Origin of the sequence: Enterococcus sp., from assembly GCF_032555305.1 — a bacterium.
GTDB lineage: Bacteria > Bacillota > Bacilli > Lactobacillales > Enterococcaceae > Enterococcus_A.
Map to the genome: position 1 here is coordinate 162,975 of NZ_JAWGOQ010000001.1, position 18,903 is coordinate 181,877.

Annotated in this window: 20 protein-coding genes; 2 read left to right on the forward strand and 18 right to left on the reverse strand. The window is 41.3% G+C overall.

Annotated features, from left to right (window positions below):
• Positions 1–15: 15 nt before the first annotated feature.
• From E6139_RS00785 to ulaG, 9 genes are all read right to left on the reverse strand, one after another.
• The gene (locus E6139_RS00785; protein ID WP_316401132.1) at positions 16–780 is read right to left on the reverse strand and encodes an acyl-CoA dehydratase activase; all 765 of its coding nucleotides are present in this window, start codon (positions 778–780) and stop codon (positions 16–18) included.
• Positions 768–1,946 (reverse strand): double-cubane-cluster-containing anaerobic reductase, encoded by a 1,179-nt coding sequence (locus tag E6139_RS00790; protein ID WP_316401133.1) that lies wholly within the window; start codon positions 1,944–1,946, stop codon positions 768–770. Before E6139_RS00790 ends, E6139_RS00785 begins: the two co-directional genes overlap by 13 nt.
• Before the next feature lie 560 nt (positions 1,947–2,506).
• On the reverse strand, positions 2,507–3,220 hold the full coding sequence (locus E6139_RS00795; RefSeq protein ID WP_316401134.1) for an L-ribulose-5-phosphate 4-epimerase: 714 nt from the start codon (positions 3,218–3,220) through the stop codon (positions 2,507–2,509).
• Positions 3,210–4,070 carry an L-ribulose-5-phosphate 3-epimerase gene (locus tag E6139_RS00800; RefSeq protein ID WP_316401135.1) on the reverse strand — a complete coding sequence of 287 codons (861 nt, stop codon included), beginning with the start codon at positions 4,068–4,070 and terminating at the stop codon, positions 3,210–3,212. Before E6139_RS00800 ends, E6139_RS00795 begins: the two co-directional genes overlap by 11 nt.
• 1 nt (position 4,071) lies before the next feature.
• A complete protein-coding gene (locus tag E6139_RS00805) occupies positions 4,072–4,713 on the reverse strand; it encodes a 3-keto-L-gulonate-6-phosphate decarboxylase UlaD (RefSeq protein ID WP_316401136.1) in 642 nt (213 codons plus the stop codon).
• Positions 4,714–4,727: 14 nt separating this feature from the next.
• Positions 4,728–5,027, reverse strand: a complete 300-nt coding sequence (locus E6139_RS00810; RefSeq protein WP_102872324.1) for a PTS sugar transporter subunit IIB — start codon at positions 5,025–5,027, stop codon at positions 4,728–4,730.
• A gap of 38 nt (positions 5,028–5,065) precedes the next feature.
• On the reverse strand, positions 5,066–6,553 hold the full coding sequence (locus tag E6139_RS00815; protein WP_316401137.1) for a PTS ascorbate transporter subunit IIC: 1,488 nt from the start codon (positions 6,551–6,553) through the stop codon (positions 5,066–5,068).
• A 12-nt stretch (positions 6,554–6,565) separates the two neighbouring features.
• A complete protein-coding gene (locus tag E6139_RS00820; RefSeq protein ID WP_316401138.1) occupies positions 6,566–7,024 on the reverse strand; it encodes a PTS sugar transporter subunit IIA in 459 nt (152 codons plus the stop codon).
• A gap of 15 nt (positions 7,025–7,039) precedes the next feature.
• Entirely contained in the window at positions 7,040–8,107 is a 1,068-nt protein-coding gene (gene ulaG, locus E6139_RS00825) for an L-ascorbate 6-phosphate lactonase (RefSeq protein WP_316401139.1), read from the reverse strand.
• 220 nt (positions 8,108–8,327) lie between these two features.
• Here ulaG and E6139_RS00830 point away from each other — a divergent pair, with 220 nt between their 5' ends.
• On the forward strand, positions 8,328–9,092 hold the full coding sequence (locus tag E6139_RS00830; RefSeq protein WP_316401140.1) for a DeoR/GlpR family DNA-binding transcription regulator: 765 nt from the start codon (positions 8,328–8,330) through the stop codon (positions 9,090–9,092).
• Positions 9,093–9,212: 120 nt separating this feature from the next.
• On the opposite strand, the gene E6139_RS00835 is transcribed toward E6139_RS00830, so the two are convergent.
• From E6139_RS00835 to E6139_RS00860, 6 genes are all read right to left on the reverse strand, one after another.
• Complete coding sequence (locus E6139_RS00835; protein WP_316401141.1) at positions 9,213–9,710, reverse strand: GyrI-like domain-containing protein; 498 nt, start codon at positions 9,708–9,710, stop codon at positions 9,213–9,215.
• 102 nt (positions 9,711–9,812) lie between these two features.
• A complete protein-coding gene (locus E6139_RS00840) occupies positions 9,813–11,108 on the reverse strand; it encodes a sensor histidine kinase (protein WP_316401142.1) in 1,296 nt (431 codons plus the stop codon).
• A 14-nt stretch (positions 11,109–11,122) separates the two neighbouring features.
• The gene (locus tag E6139_RS00845) at positions 11,123–11,836 is read right to left on the reverse strand and encodes a LytTR family DNA-binding domain-containing protein (protein ID WP_316401143.1); all 714 of its coding nucleotides are present in this window, start codon (positions 11,834–11,836) and stop codon (positions 11,123–11,125) included.
• A gap of 116 nt (positions 11,837–11,952) precedes the next feature.
• Positions 11,953–12,606 carry a TerC family protein gene (locus E6139_RS00850; protein WP_316401144.1) on the reverse strand — a complete coding sequence of 218 codons (654 nt, stop codon included), beginning with the start codon at positions 12,604–12,606 and terminating at the stop codon, positions 11,953–11,955.
• Positions 12,607–12,710: 104 nt separating this feature from the next.
• A complete protein-coding gene (locus E6139_RS00855) occupies positions 12,711–13,133 on the reverse strand; it encodes a DUF2000 domain-containing protein (protein ID WP_316401145.1) in 423 nt (140 codons plus the stop codon).
• 1 nt (position 13,134) lies between these two features.
• Positions 13,135–13,938 (reverse strand): AraC family transcriptional regulator, encoded by an 804-nt coding sequence (locus E6139_RS00860; protein ID WP_316401146.1) that lies wholly within the window; start codon positions 13,936–13,938, stop codon positions 13,135–13,137.
• A 132-nt stretch (positions 13,939–14,070) separates the two neighbouring features.
• On the opposite strand from E6139_RS00860, the gene E6139_RS00865 reads away from it, so the two are divergent.
• A complete protein-coding gene (locus E6139_RS00865; RefSeq protein ID WP_316401147.1) occupies positions 14,071–14,799 on the forward strand; it encodes a DNA alkylation repair protein in 729 nt (242 codons plus the stop codon).
• Positions 14,800–15,198: 399 nt separating this feature from the next.
• Here E6139_RS00865 and E6139_RS00870 read toward each other — a convergent pair whose 3' ends face one another.
• The 3 genes from E6139_RS00870 to E6139_RS00880 are packed head-to-tail and all read right to left on the reverse strand — an operon-like array spanning position 15,199 to position 18,556.
• Positions 15,199–15,813, reverse strand: coding sequence for a hypothetical protein (locus E6139_RS00870; RefSeq protein WP_316401148.1), 615 nt, complete (start codon positions 15,811–15,813; stop codon positions 15,199–15,201).
• A 27-nt stretch (positions 15,814–15,840) separates the two neighbouring features.
• Positions 15,841–16,362 (reverse strand): hypothetical protein, encoded by a 522-nt coding sequence (locus E6139_RS00875; protein WP_316401149.1) that lies wholly within the window; start codon positions 16,360–16,362, stop codon positions 15,841–15,843.
• 4 nt (positions 16,363–16,366) lie between these two features.
• Complete coding sequence (locus tag E6139_RS00880; protein WP_316401150.1) at positions 16,367–18,556, reverse strand: pectate lyase-like adhesive domain-containing protein; 2,190 nt, start codon at positions 18,554–18,556, stop codon at positions 16,367–16,369.
• Between the last annotated feature and the right edge of the window lie 347 nt (positions 18,557–18,903).

Consider the following 18,903-nt stretch of genomic DNA (forward strand, 5'->3'; position numbering starts at 1 on the left):
CCGCATCCTTTTTGTTTAGCCTAATTTCTTTATTCCAATCTGCGCCGCGCCTATGGCTCCGGCATATTGCGATAACTCATCACATTTTACAGGTGCCGAGACATATTGCTCCAAAACTTTAGCGAAAGTCGCGCTTTTTGACAGCCCGCCGGTAAATAGCACTTCTTCTCCTCGAGTCGGTCGTAACTTGGAGTACTGACTGCTGATCCGTTGGGCGATGGAGTGCAGGACACCTAGTGCGATGTCTTCGCGATTCTCCCCTTTTGAGATCAAACTGATCACTTCTGATTCAGCGAACACTGTGCACATACTATTAATAGTAACCGGTTTGGCAGCTTGAACAAAATGATCCAAATCCGTAATATCTTCTCCTAATGTCCGCATCATCACTTCCACAAAGCGCCCCGTTCCAGCAGCACAACGATCATTCATACTGAACTCTACGACATTGCCTTTGCCATTTAATTGAATCGTTTTGCAGTCTTGTCCACCAATATCAATGACCTGTTTGACTCCGGGAGACAGATAGTCCGCTCCTTTTCCGTGACAAGTAATTTCTGTGACCACCAGATCCGCCGGCAATAATTTCCGTCCATAGCCAGTCGTTACTAACTTCGCATTCAATAACTCATCGTTTCGTTTGAAATAATCAACAACATCAGACATCGCACCTTTTGGATTTCCAGCCGTAGAGATCAAATATTTATCAATCAATTCTCCATCGGAAAAGAGCACGCCCTTTGTTGTGGTGGAACCAGAATCTAACCCTATTGTGTACATACAGCCTCTTCCTCTAACATTTCGATAAACGCGGTAACGCGGGTGTTGATTTGCTCAATATCTGAAGTCGAGTAATCCGTCTCCAAATACATATATGGTGTATGTTTTTCTTCATTCAAGAAGCGTTTGATTTTCAGTGATTCCACTGAGAATGGAATACAGTTTTGCAAGACCATATCGATCACTCCGTCGACTTGATAGTCATCGATCATTTGACTTAATAACTCTTTACGTGGCTGGTTATTCGACATGCAGGCACAGCCGATATTGATGTATTTATCTGTCAACGCTTGATAGACATCTTCTTCCGTTTCATCGACTAAGCGCTCCACGGCTTTCGCCACCGTACAGTTTTCGTAAGCAACGACTAATCCGCCGTTTTCTTCAATCGCGCGAATGACTTTTTCCGTCACCCCACCCATCGGTGAACCAGTCACTAAGATTCTTGGCTTCGCATCCAAACGTTTACCTGCTTCGTACTCTTCTTTGACCTTAGCTGTTGTTTCCTCCAGCATTTGAATAACTTCTTCTTTATCAAATTTGTATTGCGAACCATACATCACTTGGAAAATCTCTTGTCCCGTGATGGCTGGCGGATTCAATTGACCTAAACGATAGAAATTTTGTTTCGCCTGGCGCTCCCGGTTTTTCAAGGTAATGGCTTCGCGAATCTTTTCATCGGTAATCTCTACGCCCAAAAAATCTTCCAGCTTCTCTTTGAAGCGGACTAATTCGCTGTACCACAGTTTTTTACTTTCTTCCGTATCACGCATATGAGGCAGCTGCATCAAATACGTATCCTTGAATTCTTCCATATATTCATACATTTTCTTCTTGCCGTCACAAGTGGTTTCACCTACCACTAAGTCCGAAAAATAGAAATACGGACACTTATCCGTTTTACCAAAGCCGTAGCTTGATTTGATCAGCGGGCAAAGATTCCGCGGCAGATCTTCCTCCGCATCAGGAATTGTTTCATCTGAAGTCGAACACAGACTGATCTGGATCGCTCCCCCAGCTAACACTAATTCCTCCGGCATAAAGGTACAATACACTCCCACAACTGGTTTGCCTTGTTCCTTGATCTCCTTAACTGCCAAAAAGCCCTGTCTTCTCGCTTCGCCAAAATCATCAAAAATCTCTGGTAAACTTGTTTTTAATTCCATAAAACCCATCCTTTCTCATTTTGAGGTATAAACTCTCGAATCGTTGATTAATCCCTAATTACGTACGCAGTATCCACCATTCGTCAGCTTTTCCTCCAAAAGAAAAGAGCACACCAAAAAAAGGCCTGCTCCTGGATAAGTTTTTTTAGTTGTTCCTATCCGAGGAGGAAAAATATTCAGTTGACGTTCTTAGAACCTCTAAGTTTTGCGGCACTCAAAGTCATCGTCTAACCATTTTTTCCACCTCCAATAGGATTTGTTCAAATTTTCGATAGATGCTTTTCTTCGACATCCTTAAGTTTGTGTAAGCATTTACAATCACTCCCTTAGTATAACGAAGGGAATTTTCTCCCGCAAGGCTTCCAATAGAGAATCGTTCTCATTTCCGACGAGATATTCAAATAGTTTAATAATTAGAATTAAGATGTTTTTAACGGGGGCTTAAGAACTTTACAATAAAAAATCCAACATTTCTCCGAATGCTGGATTTTTTATTGTGCAATTTTATTTCCTTTTTATCGGTTCTTAATCCTTTAGTTCCTATACTTAGTCTACAAAAGTTAATCCTGTCCGTAATAGGCATGAGCACCGTGCTTGCGATAATAGTGCTTATCAAGCAAATACTGGGGAATCTCGGTGATGGATGGGTTGATTTTTTCATTCTCTTTTGCCATCAAACAGATTTCATCTAGGATCAGGCTATTTTCCACAGCCTTCAGCGGGCTACTGCCCCACGTAAAGGGACCATGACCATAAACAAGTACACCCGGTACATCATTTTCTGATAGTCCTCTTTCTTTAAAAGTCTCTACGATCACACGACCTGTATTCACTTCATAGGCGTCTTTTACTTCTTGTTCAGTAAGCTGACGTGTACAAGGAATTTTTCCATAAAAAGTATCAGCATGAGTTGTTCCATACGCTGGAAGGTCACGTCCTGCCTGTGCCCACATGACGGAGTTTGTCGAATGGGTGTGAACAATTGCATTGACCTGCTCAAATGCTTGGTAAAGCACAACATGCGTTGGCAGATCTGATGAAGGATTCAAGCTATCCTTTTCCAAGACATTGCCTGCCAAATCCGTTACAACCATCTGATCAGCTTGCATTTTTTCATATTTTACCCCGCTTGGCTTAATGACAATGATACCCAGATCCCGATTGATCTCACTAACATTGCCCCAAGTCAGCTTGACTAACCCGTATTGAGGCAGTTCTAAATTTGCTTCAAATACGCGCTGCTTCATGGCAGCAATTATTTGTTCACGCGACATCGTAGCCTGCCTCCTTTAATTTTGGATAGAGATATTTTTTGGCTTGTTGAATTTCTGTTTGAAAATCCTGACTTTTCTCGCTCCACATTTCGATCAAAAATGTGCCGTCGTAATCTAGGCGTTTCAGATTTTTTAATAATCCCAGGAAGTCAACACAGCCTGCACCAAATGGAACATCACGAAATTGGCCCCTAGATTCACTTGAAACTGGGTACGTATCTTTTAGATGAATCGAAGTGATACAGTCGATGCCTTTTTCCAGTTCACGCGCCGGATCATTTTCTGGCCAGGCCGAAAGATTACCAAGATCAGGATAAACTTGTAAATAAGGTGAGTGGATCTGCTCCTTGATCTCCAAAAATTTTGAAATTGAGTTCATAAATGGATCGTCCATAATCTCAATTGAAAGAATCACTCCATACCTAGAGGCTTCTTTCACGCTTTCTTTTAACCCTTCAATGAAGTATTCGCGAGAACTCATCGACTTTTCTTCATAATAAACATCATAACCTGCTACTTGAATGACCTTGATACTCAGTTTATGAGCCAACAAGATTGCCTTGCTCATGATTTTTTTAGCAGCTTCTTGTTTTTCAGGATCAGAAGAACCAAAAGGAAACCGTCGATGCCCACTTAGACAGATTGAATTGATACGGACACCAGTTTCAAACATTTCATTCCTTAATTGAGCGATTTGTTCATCTGACCAATCAAGGCGAGCAAGTCGTTCATCCGTTTCATCAATTGACATTTCAATAAAATCAAAACCCATTTCTTTGACTAAAGAAAAGCGTTCTTTCCACGAAATATCTTTTGGTAAAGCTTTTTCATATATTCCGATCTGAGCCATCTTATTGCCCCCAAATACGAATGATTTCATCCTTGAAATTTTGGGCCGCCTCTACTGGGTCCTTGGCGGCAGTGATGCCGCGGCCGGTAATAAACGTATACACGTCAATGCCCTCAAATAATTTCAAGGTATCCACATCCAATCCGCCAGTAACTGAAACATTAAAACCCATTTCAATCAATTTTTTGACTTTTGTTAAATCCTTCTCGCCCCAAGTTTCGCCAGAAAGCAGTGCGTCGCGGCTTTGATGATAGATCGCTTGCTTGATGCCGATCTCCCGCCACGCAGCGGCCTGTTCAAAGGTCCAATCACCATATAATTCTACTTGTAGCTCTTCAACTTCCTTTTTCGCTGCTTCCATCGTTGGAATTGTCGCACAGCAGATAACGGTCATAAAGTCAGCGCCAGCATCTGCGACGTTTTTCGCGACTGTTCCGCCGGCATCGGCACATTTGGTATCTGCAACTAGTTTTTTCTCAGGAAACATCCCACGAATACAGCGGATCGCTTTTTGTCCTTCCTGTAAACAAAGGATCGTGCCAACTTCGATAATATCTACCACTTCACCAACTTTAAAAACATCGGCTAGCGCATGCTCTAAATCATTATGGTCTAATGCAATTTGTAAGTTCGGTCTACTCATTTTATCCGCCTCTTTTACTTCATATTTTTATATAATTCTGATTCTGCGAATTTTTCGCCAATCTCTTTCGCGGACATCACATTTTTGATCCCAATCACGGTCACACCTTTTTTCTCTGCTTGGGTAAACATATTCAAAAAGTTGACTGGTGTGAAAACCACATCATATTGAGTCGCTGAACTTTTTCCTTCCGAAATGGCACAATGATGGATTTTTGTGATGGGTACCTTTAGTTCCTTCATTGCCTTTTCCGCACTTCTCATCATCATTAAGCTCGTACCTGATCCATTAGCGCAAGATATTAAAATTCTCATGATTATTTCCTCCTAATTAACTCTTATATAAGTATTTTTTATTGTTCTTGATATTTTTCTGCGTATTGTTCGTAATCATCAACGATCATGAAGTAGCCATCTGGATTTTTGCGATATTGTAGCTGCGGAATGATCAACAGTCCGAGAACGACTACTGCGATTCCGACATAACCAAGGACTTTCATAATCACCGTAAAGACAGGCCAAGCGGTCGCCCAGTCGAACATACCGATGTATCCGCCGTATTTAGACATCCCGATCCAGGTGGCAAACAACGCTGATCCGCCGACTTGGATAATCCCCGAAAGAAATGGGAACAAACAGGCTGCTTTGAAGCCACCGCGATTATTCGCAAAAACAGCTATTACCGCATTGTCAAAGAATAGCGGGATAAATCCGGCGATGACAATCGTTGGTGATTTCAATAGAATCAGCAAGCCGATCATCAGAAATTGACCTAACGCACCAAACAGGAACCCAATCGTTACAGCATTGGGTGAACCGAAACCAAAGGTGGCTGCCACGTCGATACCTGGAACCGCACCTGGTAAAATCGTATTTGAGATCCCTTGGAATGATTGTGTCAGTTCATCAACGAAGGTACGAACTCCTAATTGCAAAATCGCAAGATACACGGCAAAGTTCAATGAAGTCGTCATAATGTAAAACAAGAAGCTTTGCCCTTCTTGCATGAATTCTGCTTGAATCAAATAGTCTTGTCCTAAGACCAGTAAGATGATCCCGAAGAAGAACAACATCAACAGTGAGGTAGCAACCATATTTTCATTGAAAATCGACAGGAATCCTGGTAGTTCAATATCTTCCAGTTTCTTATCCATTTTTTCTGATTTGTGTTTCTTTTCGTCTCTTTTTCTCAACCATTCAGCTAATTTAGCAAAGATAAAAATTCCAAACATTTGCTGGTGAGCTACCGCAAAGCCTGCGCCCTCAGTTAGTTCCTGTGTGATTCCAACAGTTAAGTTTGAAGCAACTGCCCAGTAACAGCCTAAGATCAAGCCCATGAAGATCAACACTTGAATTCTGCCTAAATCTGGAAAACAGAACAGTAAAATCCAAAAGGCGGTAGCGGACTGTTGAATTTGTACATTACCCGTGGTGAAAACCGAACGTAATTTGGTATATTTTTGAAAACGAACCAGTAAAATATTCATCACGAAAGCAATCAATAGTAGGATCATCACATCGCCAAAAGTCCGCCCAAAGGTTTCCATCAAGCCTGCATCGACAGCATTTTGTCCGAAGTACGGGTCAGTAACCATCGCATCTAAATTAAAGCGTTCTTTCAACCCGACTAAGATTGGGCGGAAATTATTCACCAAACCACCTGAACCAACGGTCAAAATAAAGTAACCCACGGTTGCCTTCAAGAATCCTGCGATACACTCATACAACGGTCTTTTTAATAGGATATATCCCAATAATACGATAAACCCAATCAGATAGGCCGGCTGTGTCAAAATGTTTGTTGCAAAATATGTCCAAATACTTAGTAAAAAGTCACCCATTAAATTTTCCCCCTATAAGTCGTACTCTTTCATCACGGCTTGGTAATCTTCAATTGAATTTGTGGCAACAAGACTTTCGATCAGCCCTTCCGTCATCAACAATTCGGATAAGTTTTGAATATTTTCCATATGTTCTTCCGCATTCTTTGCAGCAAGTGTAAAGAATAAAATCGCCGACTTTTCTTCTTCATCACTTTCAAATTGAACCGGCTGTTTCATCTTCGTGAATGAGATCGCGGTACCGAAAACACCCTTACTGTCTTCCGATGAATGGGGCATCGCCACTTCCGGCACGATCACGATATAAGGACCATGTTCTTCTACACAGCGAATGATTTCGTCCACATACGTCTGATCAATGATTTTTTTATCCAGTAATAATTGACAGCTTTCAGCGATCGCCTCTCGCCAATCAGTGTTTTCCCGTTCAGAATAGTTGATCAGATCATTATCAAAAAAATACTTAAGCATGTTGGTGCTCCTCTCTTATAGGAATGATGGGAATGGCGTATCATTATCGATTGAAAACGCGTCTTCAAAGCCGCGATAGAAATTGAATTCAAGATCATCTTTATTGGTCGGATAGGTAAACTTGCCTCCCACTTGCCAAATGTAAGGCTTAAAATCATATTTCAAACGATCCTTTTTAAAGTTCCAAATTTCCGTGATCTCCTTTGGATCAGCCATGAAGTTTGCCCAGATGTCATAATGAACAGGGATCACTACCTTGGCATTTAATGATTCCGCCATGCGTAGCATATCTACGGAAGTGACCTTATCTGTGATTCCGCGGGGATTCTCTCCATATGCTCCTAAGCAAACATCAATTTTGTGTTCATTGCCATGTTTAGCGAACATATTTGAATAATGAGAATCGCCGGCATGGTAAAGGCTGCCTCCTGATGTTTCAAATAGATAATTCACAGCGATTTGGTTCATATCTTGTGGCATTTTGCCTTTTAACGTTACTTCAGGATCTTCACATGTGACTAATGCTGTACGATCAAATGCCTCTAACGCTACTACATTGATATCTTTAATTTGTACTTCATCGCCAGGCTTCACCACGATGGTCTTTTCTTCTGGAATGCCCCACTTCAACCACGTATTGACCACTTCTTTTGGTCCGACAAATTTCGCTTCAGGACAATTTTGGTGCACGGCAGCCGCCGTATTGATATCTAAATGATCTGAATGAATATGGGTGACGATTAGCGCATCGACATTTTTAACCTCGAATGGATCAATAACGAAAGGTTGTGTCCGCAGGTTTGGCTGCATGTTTTGCACGCCGCTCATGCGCATCATTTGATGGCCCTTTTTCATCTTGCCATTTCCATGACTCCGTTTGCCAGTGCCACACCACAAGTCACATAAAATATTGGTCCCCTCATGACTTTTTAGCCAGATTCCTGTACAGCCTAACCACCACATTGAAAAGGTTCCTTCTTTAACAACTTCAGATTCGATTTCTTCATTTAAGTAGGTTCCCCATTCCGGAAATGTACTTAATACCCAGCTTTCTTTTGTTACTTCATTGACATGTTTGCTCATTATGATTGCTCCTCGCATGATTGATATGACTTACAACTAAATCTTAATGGGTATCTGGCGTTATGAAAACCCTTTTATATGACTTTCTATTATTTATATGACTTTCTATCCATTTTTAATGATTTTCTTAGTATAATGAAAGCGATTAAAGAATTTTAAACGAACTTCTCACTAAATAAGGTCATATATTCATTGAAAGTATCATTTAGGAGGCATAAGAATGAAGAACTCGCTGGCAAACATCGATAAACGACAAAAAGATATTTTGGAGTTACTGCAGAAGACTGAGCAGATGACCGCTCTAGAACTATCGGAAGCATTAAAAGTATCGCTTAGCACTATTAGAAGAGACTTGAATCTGCTAGAAGAAAAAAATGAAATAATTCGAAGTTATGGGTATTGTTCCTATAATTACGAGAATAAAACCGATTTTGATCAATCTGGTCCTGAAAGAATCAAACAAGCGATCGCAAGAGAAGCAAGTAAGTATATCAGTGACTATGATACCTTGTTCATTAATTCAAGTTCCACGGCTTTAAAAACGCTCGATTTTATTCAGTCCAATCATCTAACGGTCGTCACAAATAATGTCAAAGTAAATTACTCTCCTCACAGAGACAATTGCAACTACATTCTGACTGGCGGCGAAATGCGTTTTCCAAAGGAAGCGTTGGTTGGGGACATCGCCTTAAATACAATCTCCTCAATGAATGCAGATGTCTGTATCATCGGTTGCAGTGGCGTAAGCGTTGAAAATGGAGTCACAACAAAAATCTTGAATGAATCAACGATTAACGAAATGATGATCAACAAAACGATCAAGTGTAAAATCTTAGTCGCCGATCACCGCAAGATCGGGTTGACTTCAAAATTCAAAATTGCGGATATTTCTGTCTTTGATTATTTGATTACTGATCAGTTTTGCTCCCAAAAGGTTTTAAATGAAATCAGCAACGCTGGGGTAAAAGTGATTCAAATTGACTAAAATAAAGTCGAGTCTGAGTTACCATTTTTCTATAAAGCGAAAAAATCCACAAGATAACATTGGGGCTTTGTCGTTGCCCAGTTATCTTGTGGAATTTCTTATTGTCTTTTCGATTTCAACTTACTTTCTTCTCACCGGCACCCAAATTTCCATATCCTCACCTTGTGTATAAACCTCTAAATCTGGTCCGCCGGAAGTCATTTCACCTGTCATGTAGCCGCTATTCAATAGTTCATACTCTTCTGATTCCGGACCCCATTTGGTCACGATTTCGATCTGCGTCGTACCAGCGGTTTTGCCTGTGCAGTGGAAGACTGCCCAGGTAGTGGCTGGTACTTCTACCTCTTCCATGCCCTCAGGTGTTGGCGCGGTAGTTGCTGCAGCGATGTAGTAGTCAAATTTCTTACTGTCCTCTGAATCAACATTGTAGAAGCTGGCGCCGATTACGCCAAAGGGTTCACGATTGATCAATGGTGCGACCTGTTCCTGTTTATTGCCTGAAATGAACTGATTCCAGAAAGCTTCGCAATCCTTCATGCCCTGTTGATTGTCATTGGTCGAGCGCATCTTCACGCCTACTAATTTGAAGTTTTCCAATTCTACGATTCTGTATTCCATTTTTCATTCCTCCATTTATGTGTGTTTATCTTTGCTACACTCATAATTTATCATCTTAGGAGGCGGATTTTTGCAGCCTGTCATGTTTGCACAGGTTTTTCGTCATGTTTGCTCAAATAAGTTGAAGGTCAGCTTGAAGGAATAATTGTCGCTAGTATAATTCAGGCTGCCGTGATAATTTTCAGCGATTTGGCGAATTGATTTTAGTCCAAATCCGTGATTGGATTTATCTTGTTTTCGCGTAGACAAGGACGTGACTTTACCATCCGTGCTGTTCTCGCAAGAGCCCACTAGTGAGTGATTAAAATAAACCAGCTTCAGTTGAACATATTTCCGCTGATTGCTATATTCACAGGCTTCTCGCGCATTGTCTAAAATATTCCCCACCAATGAAGAGAGATCAGAATCGGAAAACTTCATTGTTTCGGGACATTTTATCTCAAATTCACAGGTGATCCCGGCTTCTTTGATTTTTTGATAATGCAGCCGCAGCAAAGCATTCAACCCGCTATGCTGAGTGAAGGAGGGAATCTCATTTGAATCCAGCTGGCGAATCAATTGATTGACCTGCTGATTCGCCGCACCCTCTTTATTCTCATCCAAATATCCAACGATCGAATACAATTGATTTTTCATATCATGCTTAATTTTGCGAACCTCTTGCTGGTGCTTCTCAACTTGCTGATAGTATTCCTCCAACAGTTCATGGCGTTGCTTTTGCAATTGAAACTCCTGATTCTTTTTCGCCATATTGTCAGACATTTCAAAATTGAGATAAAACAGTATCAGAAGCAAAATGAAACTGAACATCAAAAAAAGATCTCTGGCGACAAAATGATTGGTTCCCATCACACTGATGATCAGTACCCCGATCGAGAGACTGCAGATGGCTGCGATCAGCAATTGAATGATCGAAAAATTCCTTTGGATCGATATATCCCGTTTCTTTCTAGCTGACCAGAAAGAAAAAGTCAAAAGAAAATTGATCAGCATCGCGATCCGATTTCCTATCCCACCTGCACTAACAAATTCCAGCAGGTTCTCCACAGGTAAAACCAGTCGAGCCAAGATCGCCAAGAGCCCTTCACTAATAATCGAGAAAACAATAAATAAAATGGCTACTAATCCGCGTTGATAGATTTTTCCCTCAAAGAAAAACTGAACACAGACAAGCAAAAGCAGCGTACTCAACGAGGTGAGAACCGGCCGTAAATCGCCTGTACCTGATTCATTCGCCAAATTATTGATGAAATAATAAGGAACACAGGTCAGGTAGATCAGAACAATGATGCCTCTTTTAGGAATCCGCGGCTTCACTGGGAAAAAGCTGGAAAATAATAGACACAAACTTATTGAAGTCAAAACCGTGACCGGAATAAAATTTGCTAAAAAGGCCACACTCATCCCCCCTTTTATCGAGATAAAACAAATTGCTGAAACTGTTCGTGGAAAGAAGCGTGAAACTTCTTACTGATTGGCAATTTTTCTCCATCCTTTAAGTAGACAAAATTACTCTCCACCGTATTCAAGCTTTCCAAATTAATGATGATTGAGTTATGAATCTGAGCAAAAAGGATTCCTTTTACCTGCTCCCGTGCATCTTTTAAAGTCCCATAATACTCGTAGGTTTCCCCATCAGTCGTATGCAGGAAAATCTTCCGTCCCGAGCTTTCAATGTAGCTGATCTGGTTCAAAAAGAAGGTATAGATTTTCTTTTGCGACACGAATTGGAAGACGCCCTTGCGCTTTTGTAAATAACGAACCGCCGAAGACAAGATGCCTATCGCTTTTTCATTGTCAAAAGGCTTGACGATAAATTGAAAGGCCAAAACTTCAAAGGCCTCTGACATCAATTCCGCGTGGCTGGTCATAAATATGATCACCGCGTTCGGGTCTGCTTCACGAATCTTCGCCGCCGTCGCTAGACCGTCAGTCCCCTCCATCTCAATATCTAATAGGTACATATGAAAATAGTTTGGCTTCTTGATTAAGAAGTCTAATAAGCTATCTCCCGAAAAAAAGACTTCTGTATTGTATTTATTCGTTTCCCCGTGGAAAACCTGATCGACTATTTTTTCGATTTGACCGCTCATCAAGCGATCATCATCACAGATTGCTATATTCATATCCAACTCCTTCTTGATACCGTTTTCTTTAGTATACCTGAGAATTCCTATTGGTAGTTTTCAAATTAAATAAAAAAACTGTTGCAATTCATTTGCAACAGCTCTTTCCATAGTCATTATGATTCCTTTCGATTAAACAGAAAATACATTCCAGCTAGTAAAACACAAGCTGCTAACGAAACAATATGCCCGTTACTCAAGCCCCTCAGCAAGTGATGGATAAAATTATCCTCTACCAGCATTGTGCCTGCTGTATAAGCGATCAGCAGAGCGCCGATCCAGATCAACCAAGGGAAGCGATCCATCAGCTTCAAGATGACTTGGCTGCCGAAAATCACGATCGGAATACTGATGATCAGCCCTAGAACAGCTAGCATAAAATGACCATCAGCTACACCGGCGATCGCCAAAACATTGTCCAAGCTCATAACCAGATCGGCAATAATGATCGTCCGGATCGCTGATAACAGCGTGGTCTCACTTTTGACTTCGGCTTCTTCACCATTCGATTTCAACAGATCATAGGCGATATAAACCAATAAGACAGCACCCACGATTTTCACGTATGGAACGGTCAATAGTTCGACCGCGATCAGCATCAAAAGAATTCGCAAGATGACAGCGCCAGCGGTCCCGATCACAATCGCTTTATTTTGTGACGTAGCTGGCAGCTTCCGTGTTGCCAAGGCGATTACCACCGCATTGTCGCCGCTCAAAACTAGATTTAACACAATGATCGAAAGGATCTTCGATAGAATCTCAATACTCATTTACACGTCTCCTCAACTCTTCAAAAATTCATCTTGTCTAAAATACCACCTTTTACTGAAAAAAGCATGAAAATGAACGATTGATTTGGTTTGAGGTTTCTTTCTCAGCGTAACAACGGCAGACTACCGGTTAGCTTATTGACCTGCTTCTTATTACCAAATAATGTAAGTCCGAAATAATCAATCGCTGACTCCGGCACCTGAGTCATCTTCTCGATATACTCACCGTAGGTTTTACAACCTTGGGCGACATCAAAGAAATCAACGACTGTCAGTTTGTCAAAATTCGGTTCGTACAATCGTTCCCGCATACTTCTGAGAAACTCGCGATTGCCTTTTAAGATCGGAATCGGAAATTCGATAATTCCCTGATGACGATAGCCTGTTTGGTCGATCACGTCTTGTCCCACGACTTCAGGAAAGAGCTTTCCAATCGTCACACCCATGACGGCCGTACTGTTTGCGATGATTCCTTGAGGCATCGTCTCATCTACTACCATGACACACTTCAATTCATTTGCTGACATCTTACTCCTCATTTCTTTTCGCAAAAATACTGCGATATTGATTGGGGGTCAAGCCGATGAAGCGGCTGAAATAATTGGTGAAATGACTTTGATCATAAAAGCCGGTTCGATCAGCGGTTTCGATCAAGCTGCAGCCTTGTTCCAGCAATTCCTTTGCCTTGACGATCCGAAAGGTTTCCAGATAACGATAAGGGGTGATTCCTTTTTTTCTCGTGAATTGGCGGACCAGCGAGTGCTTATTTAGATGGACGAGCTGACAAAGCTGATCCAAAGTAATTTTCTGATCATAATGCGCCTCCAGATATTCACAAATAACTGCTACTGGCTCTGGTGCAGCGATTGCCTCACTCTGGATTTCCTGTGTATAATTTTGCAGCAATTCCTCGATCAGCAAGATAAACAATGTTTCCTTTTCTTCCTTGTCGCCTTCTTGCATAATCAACTGATGAAGCTGTTGAAAATCCTCCGCTAACTCAGTTTGTGCCTGCATCGGTGCTAGAAATTTTGGCAAATCCGCTCCGGTAAACGGCTGAAAAATTTCTTTTTTAAGATTCAAGCAATGATAGGTCAAGCGACTGCCATCGATCCCTTCACAGCTATGATTATCATAGGGATTAAAGGTCAGCAGATCACCCGGCTCAAGCCTATACGATTGATTGTTCACGACCATCGTTCGCTGGCCTTCTTCGATCAACCCAACAACATAATAATCATGGAAATGATTGGGAAAGTTCTGCGACACTCCGGTAAAGGAATAGGCTTCAATCCCTAAATCTTGGTCATAACAAATAATTTTCTGATTCAACGTCTCGCCCCCTTTCTTCCTGCTATTGTACCAAGGCAGCAGCAACAGTGCTTGGAAGATATTGACTTTTGAAAAATCTTGTCTATAAATGTGGTATCATCGAATGAAAGACTGTATTGGAGGCGGATACATGTGAAGCATAAGGACCACTATGATGATCCATACATTTTAGACTTGTCAGAAAAATTGAAACAAGCGCAACCGGATTTCGACGCAAATAAATTTTCTAAGGCATTAGTAGGTAAGTTGGATGACAAAGAGCTCTTTGCCCGCTTTGATTTTATCGTCGATGCGTTGGATGTTTGTCTGACTGAAGACTATCAGGGGAATATCCAATCCTTCTATCAAATTCTTGGACCAGAATTGGAGCAATCTACAGGAATGTTCAGCTTTGGCTGGTGGCTGTGGCCGATTGGTCGTTACGTTGAACGACATGGCAATGAAGACTGGGAGGTTTCGCTGGCCTTTCTAAAGGAATTGACCAAACGTTTTACTGGTGAATACGCGATCCGTCCTTTATTGAAGGAGTATCCGCAGGAAGTGATGGATGAATTGATCCAATGGAGCAAGGATGGGAATGTCCATGTCCGCCGACTTGCCTGTGAAGGCGTACGAATTCGTTTGCCCTGGTCAGAAAAAATTTATGTTGCCCTAACGGAGTTTGAGCGTTATTCGGTAATTTTGACGAATCTGAAAGATGATCCGGAAAAATTCGTGCAAAAAAGTGTTGGGAATAATCTCAACGATCTCTACAAGGATGATCCCGAAAAAGCTGATTTCTTGATCAGCGCATGGCGAAAGACTCCTTCGACTAAAGCGCAAGAGTGGATCATCAAACATGGGCGCAGAAATCAGAAATAGCTCTGTACACAGCTAACTCGTACGCAAGAAGCTGCGAAAGTTGAACACGCGAAAAGGCTCCCTTCAATAATTTTTGAAGGAAGCCTCTTTACATTAATTGGCTTTTTTCGTCCGTTTAAGTACGAATGTTAGCAGAATCATGATTCCGCCAATCATTGTTTCTCATAAGTTGCTTGATTCCTCACCGTTTTTCGATAATTGTTTCGCTTTGTGTGGTCATACGGTTTGAAACGGCTTTTTTATAGGTAGTATTCACCACACCATTTCCGCTGTTAGGAACATTCTTCGTTTAGTTTGGTTGGTTCATCTGCTGCCCAATTTTTTGACAGTTAATGTGATGATCTTCTGGCGTAGATAAATCCAATATTGTTTTGCTCTTCACATAAAAAGCAGTTTAGATTAAGGGGCGACAGGCTGTCCGTTTTTCCCTAGTGCTTCAAAGGCTAAGGTTAATGTATGTGTGGTGTGTTCAGCTTTTTTCTTATAATAGTCACCTGCAGTCGTTCCAGAGTAGCTGTATAGCGTGTCGCTTGCCAGACCACCTGTAGGATCATTCTCTACATCCAATTTTCCCTGATTATTCGCTAATACTAAGAATTCACCTGTACCTAGCATATTCAAATCAATCGCTTGATCCGTCCCTGTATAATCTTTCCCGCTGATTTTCAGTTCTTCGACATTGCTCAGGTTTCCAGACTCCACCTGAAAATTGGCAACAGAAACTTTAACAGCACGCCCTGAATTATTTTTGATCTCATAATGAGGGGAGGTGATCGTCTTATGGTCCGATTCCTTCGTTGTATAGAAGATATTCGCCGTGTCTAAAGTCACATTGATCCAGTCTTCGGAACCTTCTTGAATATTTGGTGCCTGCTCATCGGTATTGTCCTGACCAAGTGAGCCATTGACTGTGATTGAGGCAGAGCCTGTTCCATCAACTTCCGCTGCATGAATGCTCACTGCTCCGCCAAATAAAATACTGCCTACTAATAATCCGCTTAAAATTTTTTTCATTTTCATTTCTCCTCTGTGTACTTATTTTTAATTGCTAACATGAATCGTGATCTTCGCTGCTACCTCTCCTTTTTTCTCCTTCGTTTTATCATCATATAAAGAGAATTTCGCAGTTGCTGGATAATTCCCTTTCGATAATTTCTTTTCTAATTGGGCTTCCTTAACTTCATACCCCGGCTTGATCGCTCCTGAAGTATAGATCAGCTCCCCATTGTCATTACGCGTAATCTCGACATTGACTGGGTAAGCATTGTGGGATGGATTTTGTATGACCAGCTCACCTTTTTGATCAGCAGCTGAAAAATCTGCTTCCGGTGCGATTACCATATTGAACTTACTGCGATCAACTTTTTTCTGAGCCAATTCCTTGATTTCAGCATCACTGATCTTAGAGGCGTCTTTGCCCTCTGGTAAAAATTCACCGCTGACGACCGAGACTGGCTTGGCTTCTTCTCTGGTCAAAAAATAAGTGCCGATTCCACCTAGAGCTAACAACAATAGCAGCAACAGTAGCAGCAACTTCTTTTTATTTTTATTTTTCTCTTCCATATTGTTATTCCTTTCTCTCCGCAGTCAAAGTCAAACGGTATTGGACCTTCTGCGCTGTTTTTTCATCGCCGTAATAGATACCTGAAAAACCCAACCTTGTGGAGGAATTTCCAGCTAGATCGTTAAAAGATAATGGCGTATCTTGTAAATTTTTGGTCAAAACACCCAGTGTTCGATCGGCTTCCGTCAAGTTCAACAATAGGTCTTTTTGATTCTCTTCATCTGCCGCGGAAAGTAAGTGAATACCAGCTGGATTGGACAGCTCCTCCAGATCCGTCGCCTGAAGCTTCACTACAAAGGAGCTATTATTGTTAATCGAATAATCACCTGCTGGGTGGATCATTTGCTGATCGTCTTTGTTTTCTGTATAAAAGGCTACCTCTACCGGAAAATCAACATCGATCATCTTCTGAGCGGTCTCGAAGGAAACCTCCAGCCACTCACTTGATTGGCTATCTGGATCACAATTGATCCGAACATAGAGCCAATAATTTGTTTGTTCCTTTAGATTTGAAAAGGACACAGAATCAGACAAATTGGTCGCTTGCCCTTCGACAAAACCTTCGCCTTCTGCTGCGGGATCTGTCGTTTTTTGTGTATATAGTTTAAACTCTACATCGCGAACAAAATCGTCATTCCCGTGCAGCTGATACTCAGATAACCGGAAGGTCGCCTCATTCACGTCAATTTCTTTATCGATCTCTAGTAACTCGACTGGAGGATTCAAACGCTTCAAGGTAATGCTTTCCGCATTCTGCAGCAGCTTTTTTTCCTCACTGGTAAAGTCTGGTGTGTTGGGCTCCACAGTTCGAGTAATATCATTGACGATTGTCCAAATCCCTGGATCTAACTGGGGCGTTAATTTTGAAGGTGACGACGCTTCATCCGTGATCACCTCGTAGCCATTGGTATCCGCTCCAAAGGGACTAAAAGAAAAGGTATTCGAGAGACTGGCAAACCCGATCGGATTGTAAGCAGTACCTGCTTTTGCTTTAAAATGAAGCCGCTTAGCGTTATCAATCTCAAAAGTGGAGCCTGGTCCAACAGACCGGTCGAACACTGCCTGATCATGGGTGACTTCAAAATTCCCGATCGAATTCGGCAGAAACTTGATTTCACTGACAGCTGCGATCTTGATCGTCCGAGGATAGCTCACAGACAATTCCGCCCCTTCTCCTACCGTGATCGTCGCGGGCTTATCATAATAGAAGAAGTTCCCATTATCCGGATTGGTCCCCTTTACCAAAAACTTCGAATTCTTGCCCAATGTGATGGTACAGTTCCTTGTTCCATCAGAGTAACTAAAGGCATGGTTCGACGTGATATCTACTACAGCATTCTCACCCACCGTGATGCTGGCAGGATTTTCAGGCATCCAAAATAAAGCTCCGGCACCGCTCGTGTTCTGTACGATCTTCGTATAGCTGTCAGCTGCAAACTCAAAATTATTGCCTTCAGCAAATTCTTCTCCACCGCCCACCGATCCATCCGCTTTTTGCTGCATGAAGAGATTGGTTCCATGAAAGTAGATTTTGCTCTCTTTATGACGAAAATAGAAAGGTTGTGCAATCTTATCAGAAAAAAAGTTGACGTTATTAATATGTAATTCACTTTTCGCCGCACTTCGCATGATGCCATAAAGCCCTTCAGCACGAACCGTAAAATCAGGCGAACCAAAGGTCATGTTTTGTAGCGTGATCGTTAAACCAGCAGTGGATGAATGAAATGCTTGGTCTCCAAAGTATGAGATTTGGCGGTTGTTCCCATCAATCACGACGTTGGCTGTGATTGTCACGGTGGTGTTCCCAATCACGAAGACATCGGTAGAATCTGCTAATTTTATGTATGCTTCCTTGTTTCTTAACGCGGTTTGCAGCTCACTCAAGGTGCTGACAATCGCCCATGTTCCTTCATAAGTTTGAAGCTCTGATTCACTGGCGGCTCTATTTTCCGGATCACTTGCTGATGTACCCGTTGTACTTTCCGCCTCAGATATGCTCTCAATTTCTTCACTATTCTCGCTTTTAGTAATACTTTCAAGAGTGGTCTCACTCTCTGATATCGATGAAACCTGTTGCGTGTCTGGATCAATCAGCGACTCACTGACATCTGTTTCACTTTGAACGAATCTGGGAAAAAACATGCTTAAACTTACGAAGAAACAAATCAAGCTTCTATGTGTTCTTCTTTTCATTACTATCGACTCCAAAAATTTATAAAATCCGCCAATAGTAGTAATATAAATAAAAAATAACGAGATAACAATTTCAAAAAAAATAAAAAAATTCAATAACAAACGTCATTGAAATTTGTGATTGAAATCATTAATTTTTAAAATAACTCCAAACAAATAATAATTCTAATTAGAATCACTTGAAATCACCTCCTATTTCCAACCAAAAAAAGTTGTATACCCAATTTTTTTCCATTTTAAAAATTTTCATGCAAAATCAACACCCTTATTTTTTCTTCATTCGCTCTTTTTTAACAATAATTTGAAGAAAAATGAGTATTTTCCCTAACGTAAAAAAGAACCAGCCT

Bases quoted from the DNA above. Each gene is read 5' to 3' on its own strand.
- E6139_RS00815 (WP_316401137.1), bottom strand. From the start codon at position 6,553: ATGGGTGACTTTTTACTAAGTATTTGGACATATTTTGCAACAAACATT.
- E6139_RS00820 (WP_316401138.1), bottom strand. From the start codon at position 7,024: ATGCTTAAGTATTTTTTTGATAATGATCTGATCAACTATTCTGAACGG.
- E6139_RS00880 (WP_316401150.1), bottom strand. From the start codon at position 18,556: ATGAAAAGAAGAACACATAGAAGCTTGATTTGTTTCTTCGTAAGTTTA.
- E6139_RS00795 (WP_316401134.1), bottom strand. From the start codon at position 3,220: ATGTCGCGTGAACAAATAATTGCTGCCATGAAGCAGCGCGTATTTGAA.
- E6139_RS00800 (WP_316401135.1), bottom strand. From the start codon at position 4,070: ATGGCTCAGATCGGAATATATGAAAAAGCTTTACCAAAAGATATTTCG.
- E6139_RS00855 (WP_316401145.1), bottom strand. From the start codon at position 13,133: ATGTCAGCAAATGAATTGAAGTGTGTCATGGTAGTAGATGAGACGATG.
- E6139_RS00785 (WP_316401132.1), bottom strand. From the start codon at position 780: ATGTACACAATAGGGTTAGATTCTGGTTCCACCACAACAAAGGGCGTG.
- E6139_RS00870 (WP_316401148.1), bottom strand. From the start codon at position 15,813: ATGAAAAAAATTTTAAGCGGATTATTAGTAGGCAGTATTTTATTTGGC.
- E6139_RS00835 (WP_316401141.1), bottom strand. From the start codon at position 9,710: ATGGAATACAGAATCGTAGAATTGGAAAACTTCAAATTAGTAGGCGTG.
- E6139_RS00805 (WP_316401136.1), bottom strand. From the start codon at position 4,713: ATGAGTAGACCGAACTTACAAATTGCATTAGACCATAATGATTTAGAG.
- E6139_RS00875 (WP_316401149.1), bottom strand. From the start codon at position 16,362: ATGGAAGAGAAAAATAAAAATAAAAAGAAGTTGCTGCTACTGTTGCTG.
- E6139_RS00830 (WP_316401140.1), top strand. From the start codon at position 8,328: ATGAAGAACTCGCTGGCAAACATCGATAAACGACAAAAAGATATTTTG.
- ulaG (WP_316401139.1), bottom strand. From the start codon at position 8,107: ATGAGCAAACATGTCAATGAAGTAACAAAAGAAAGCTGGGTATTAAGT.
- E6139_RS00850 (WP_316401144.1), bottom strand. From the start codon at position 12,606: ATGAGTATTGAGATTCTATCGAAGATCCTTTCGATCATTGTGTTAAAT.
- E6139_RS00810 (WP_102872324.1), bottom strand. From the start codon at position 5,027: ATGAGAATTTTAATATCTTGCGCTAATGGATCAGGTACGAGCTTAATG.
- E6139_RS00790 (WP_316401133.1), bottom strand. From the start codon at position 1,946: ATGGAATTAAAAACAAGTTTACCAGAGATTTTTGATGATTTTGGCGAA.
- E6139_RS00845 (WP_316401143.1), bottom strand. From the start codon at position 11,836: ATGAATATAGCAATCTGTGATGATGATCGCTTGATGAGCGGTCAAATC.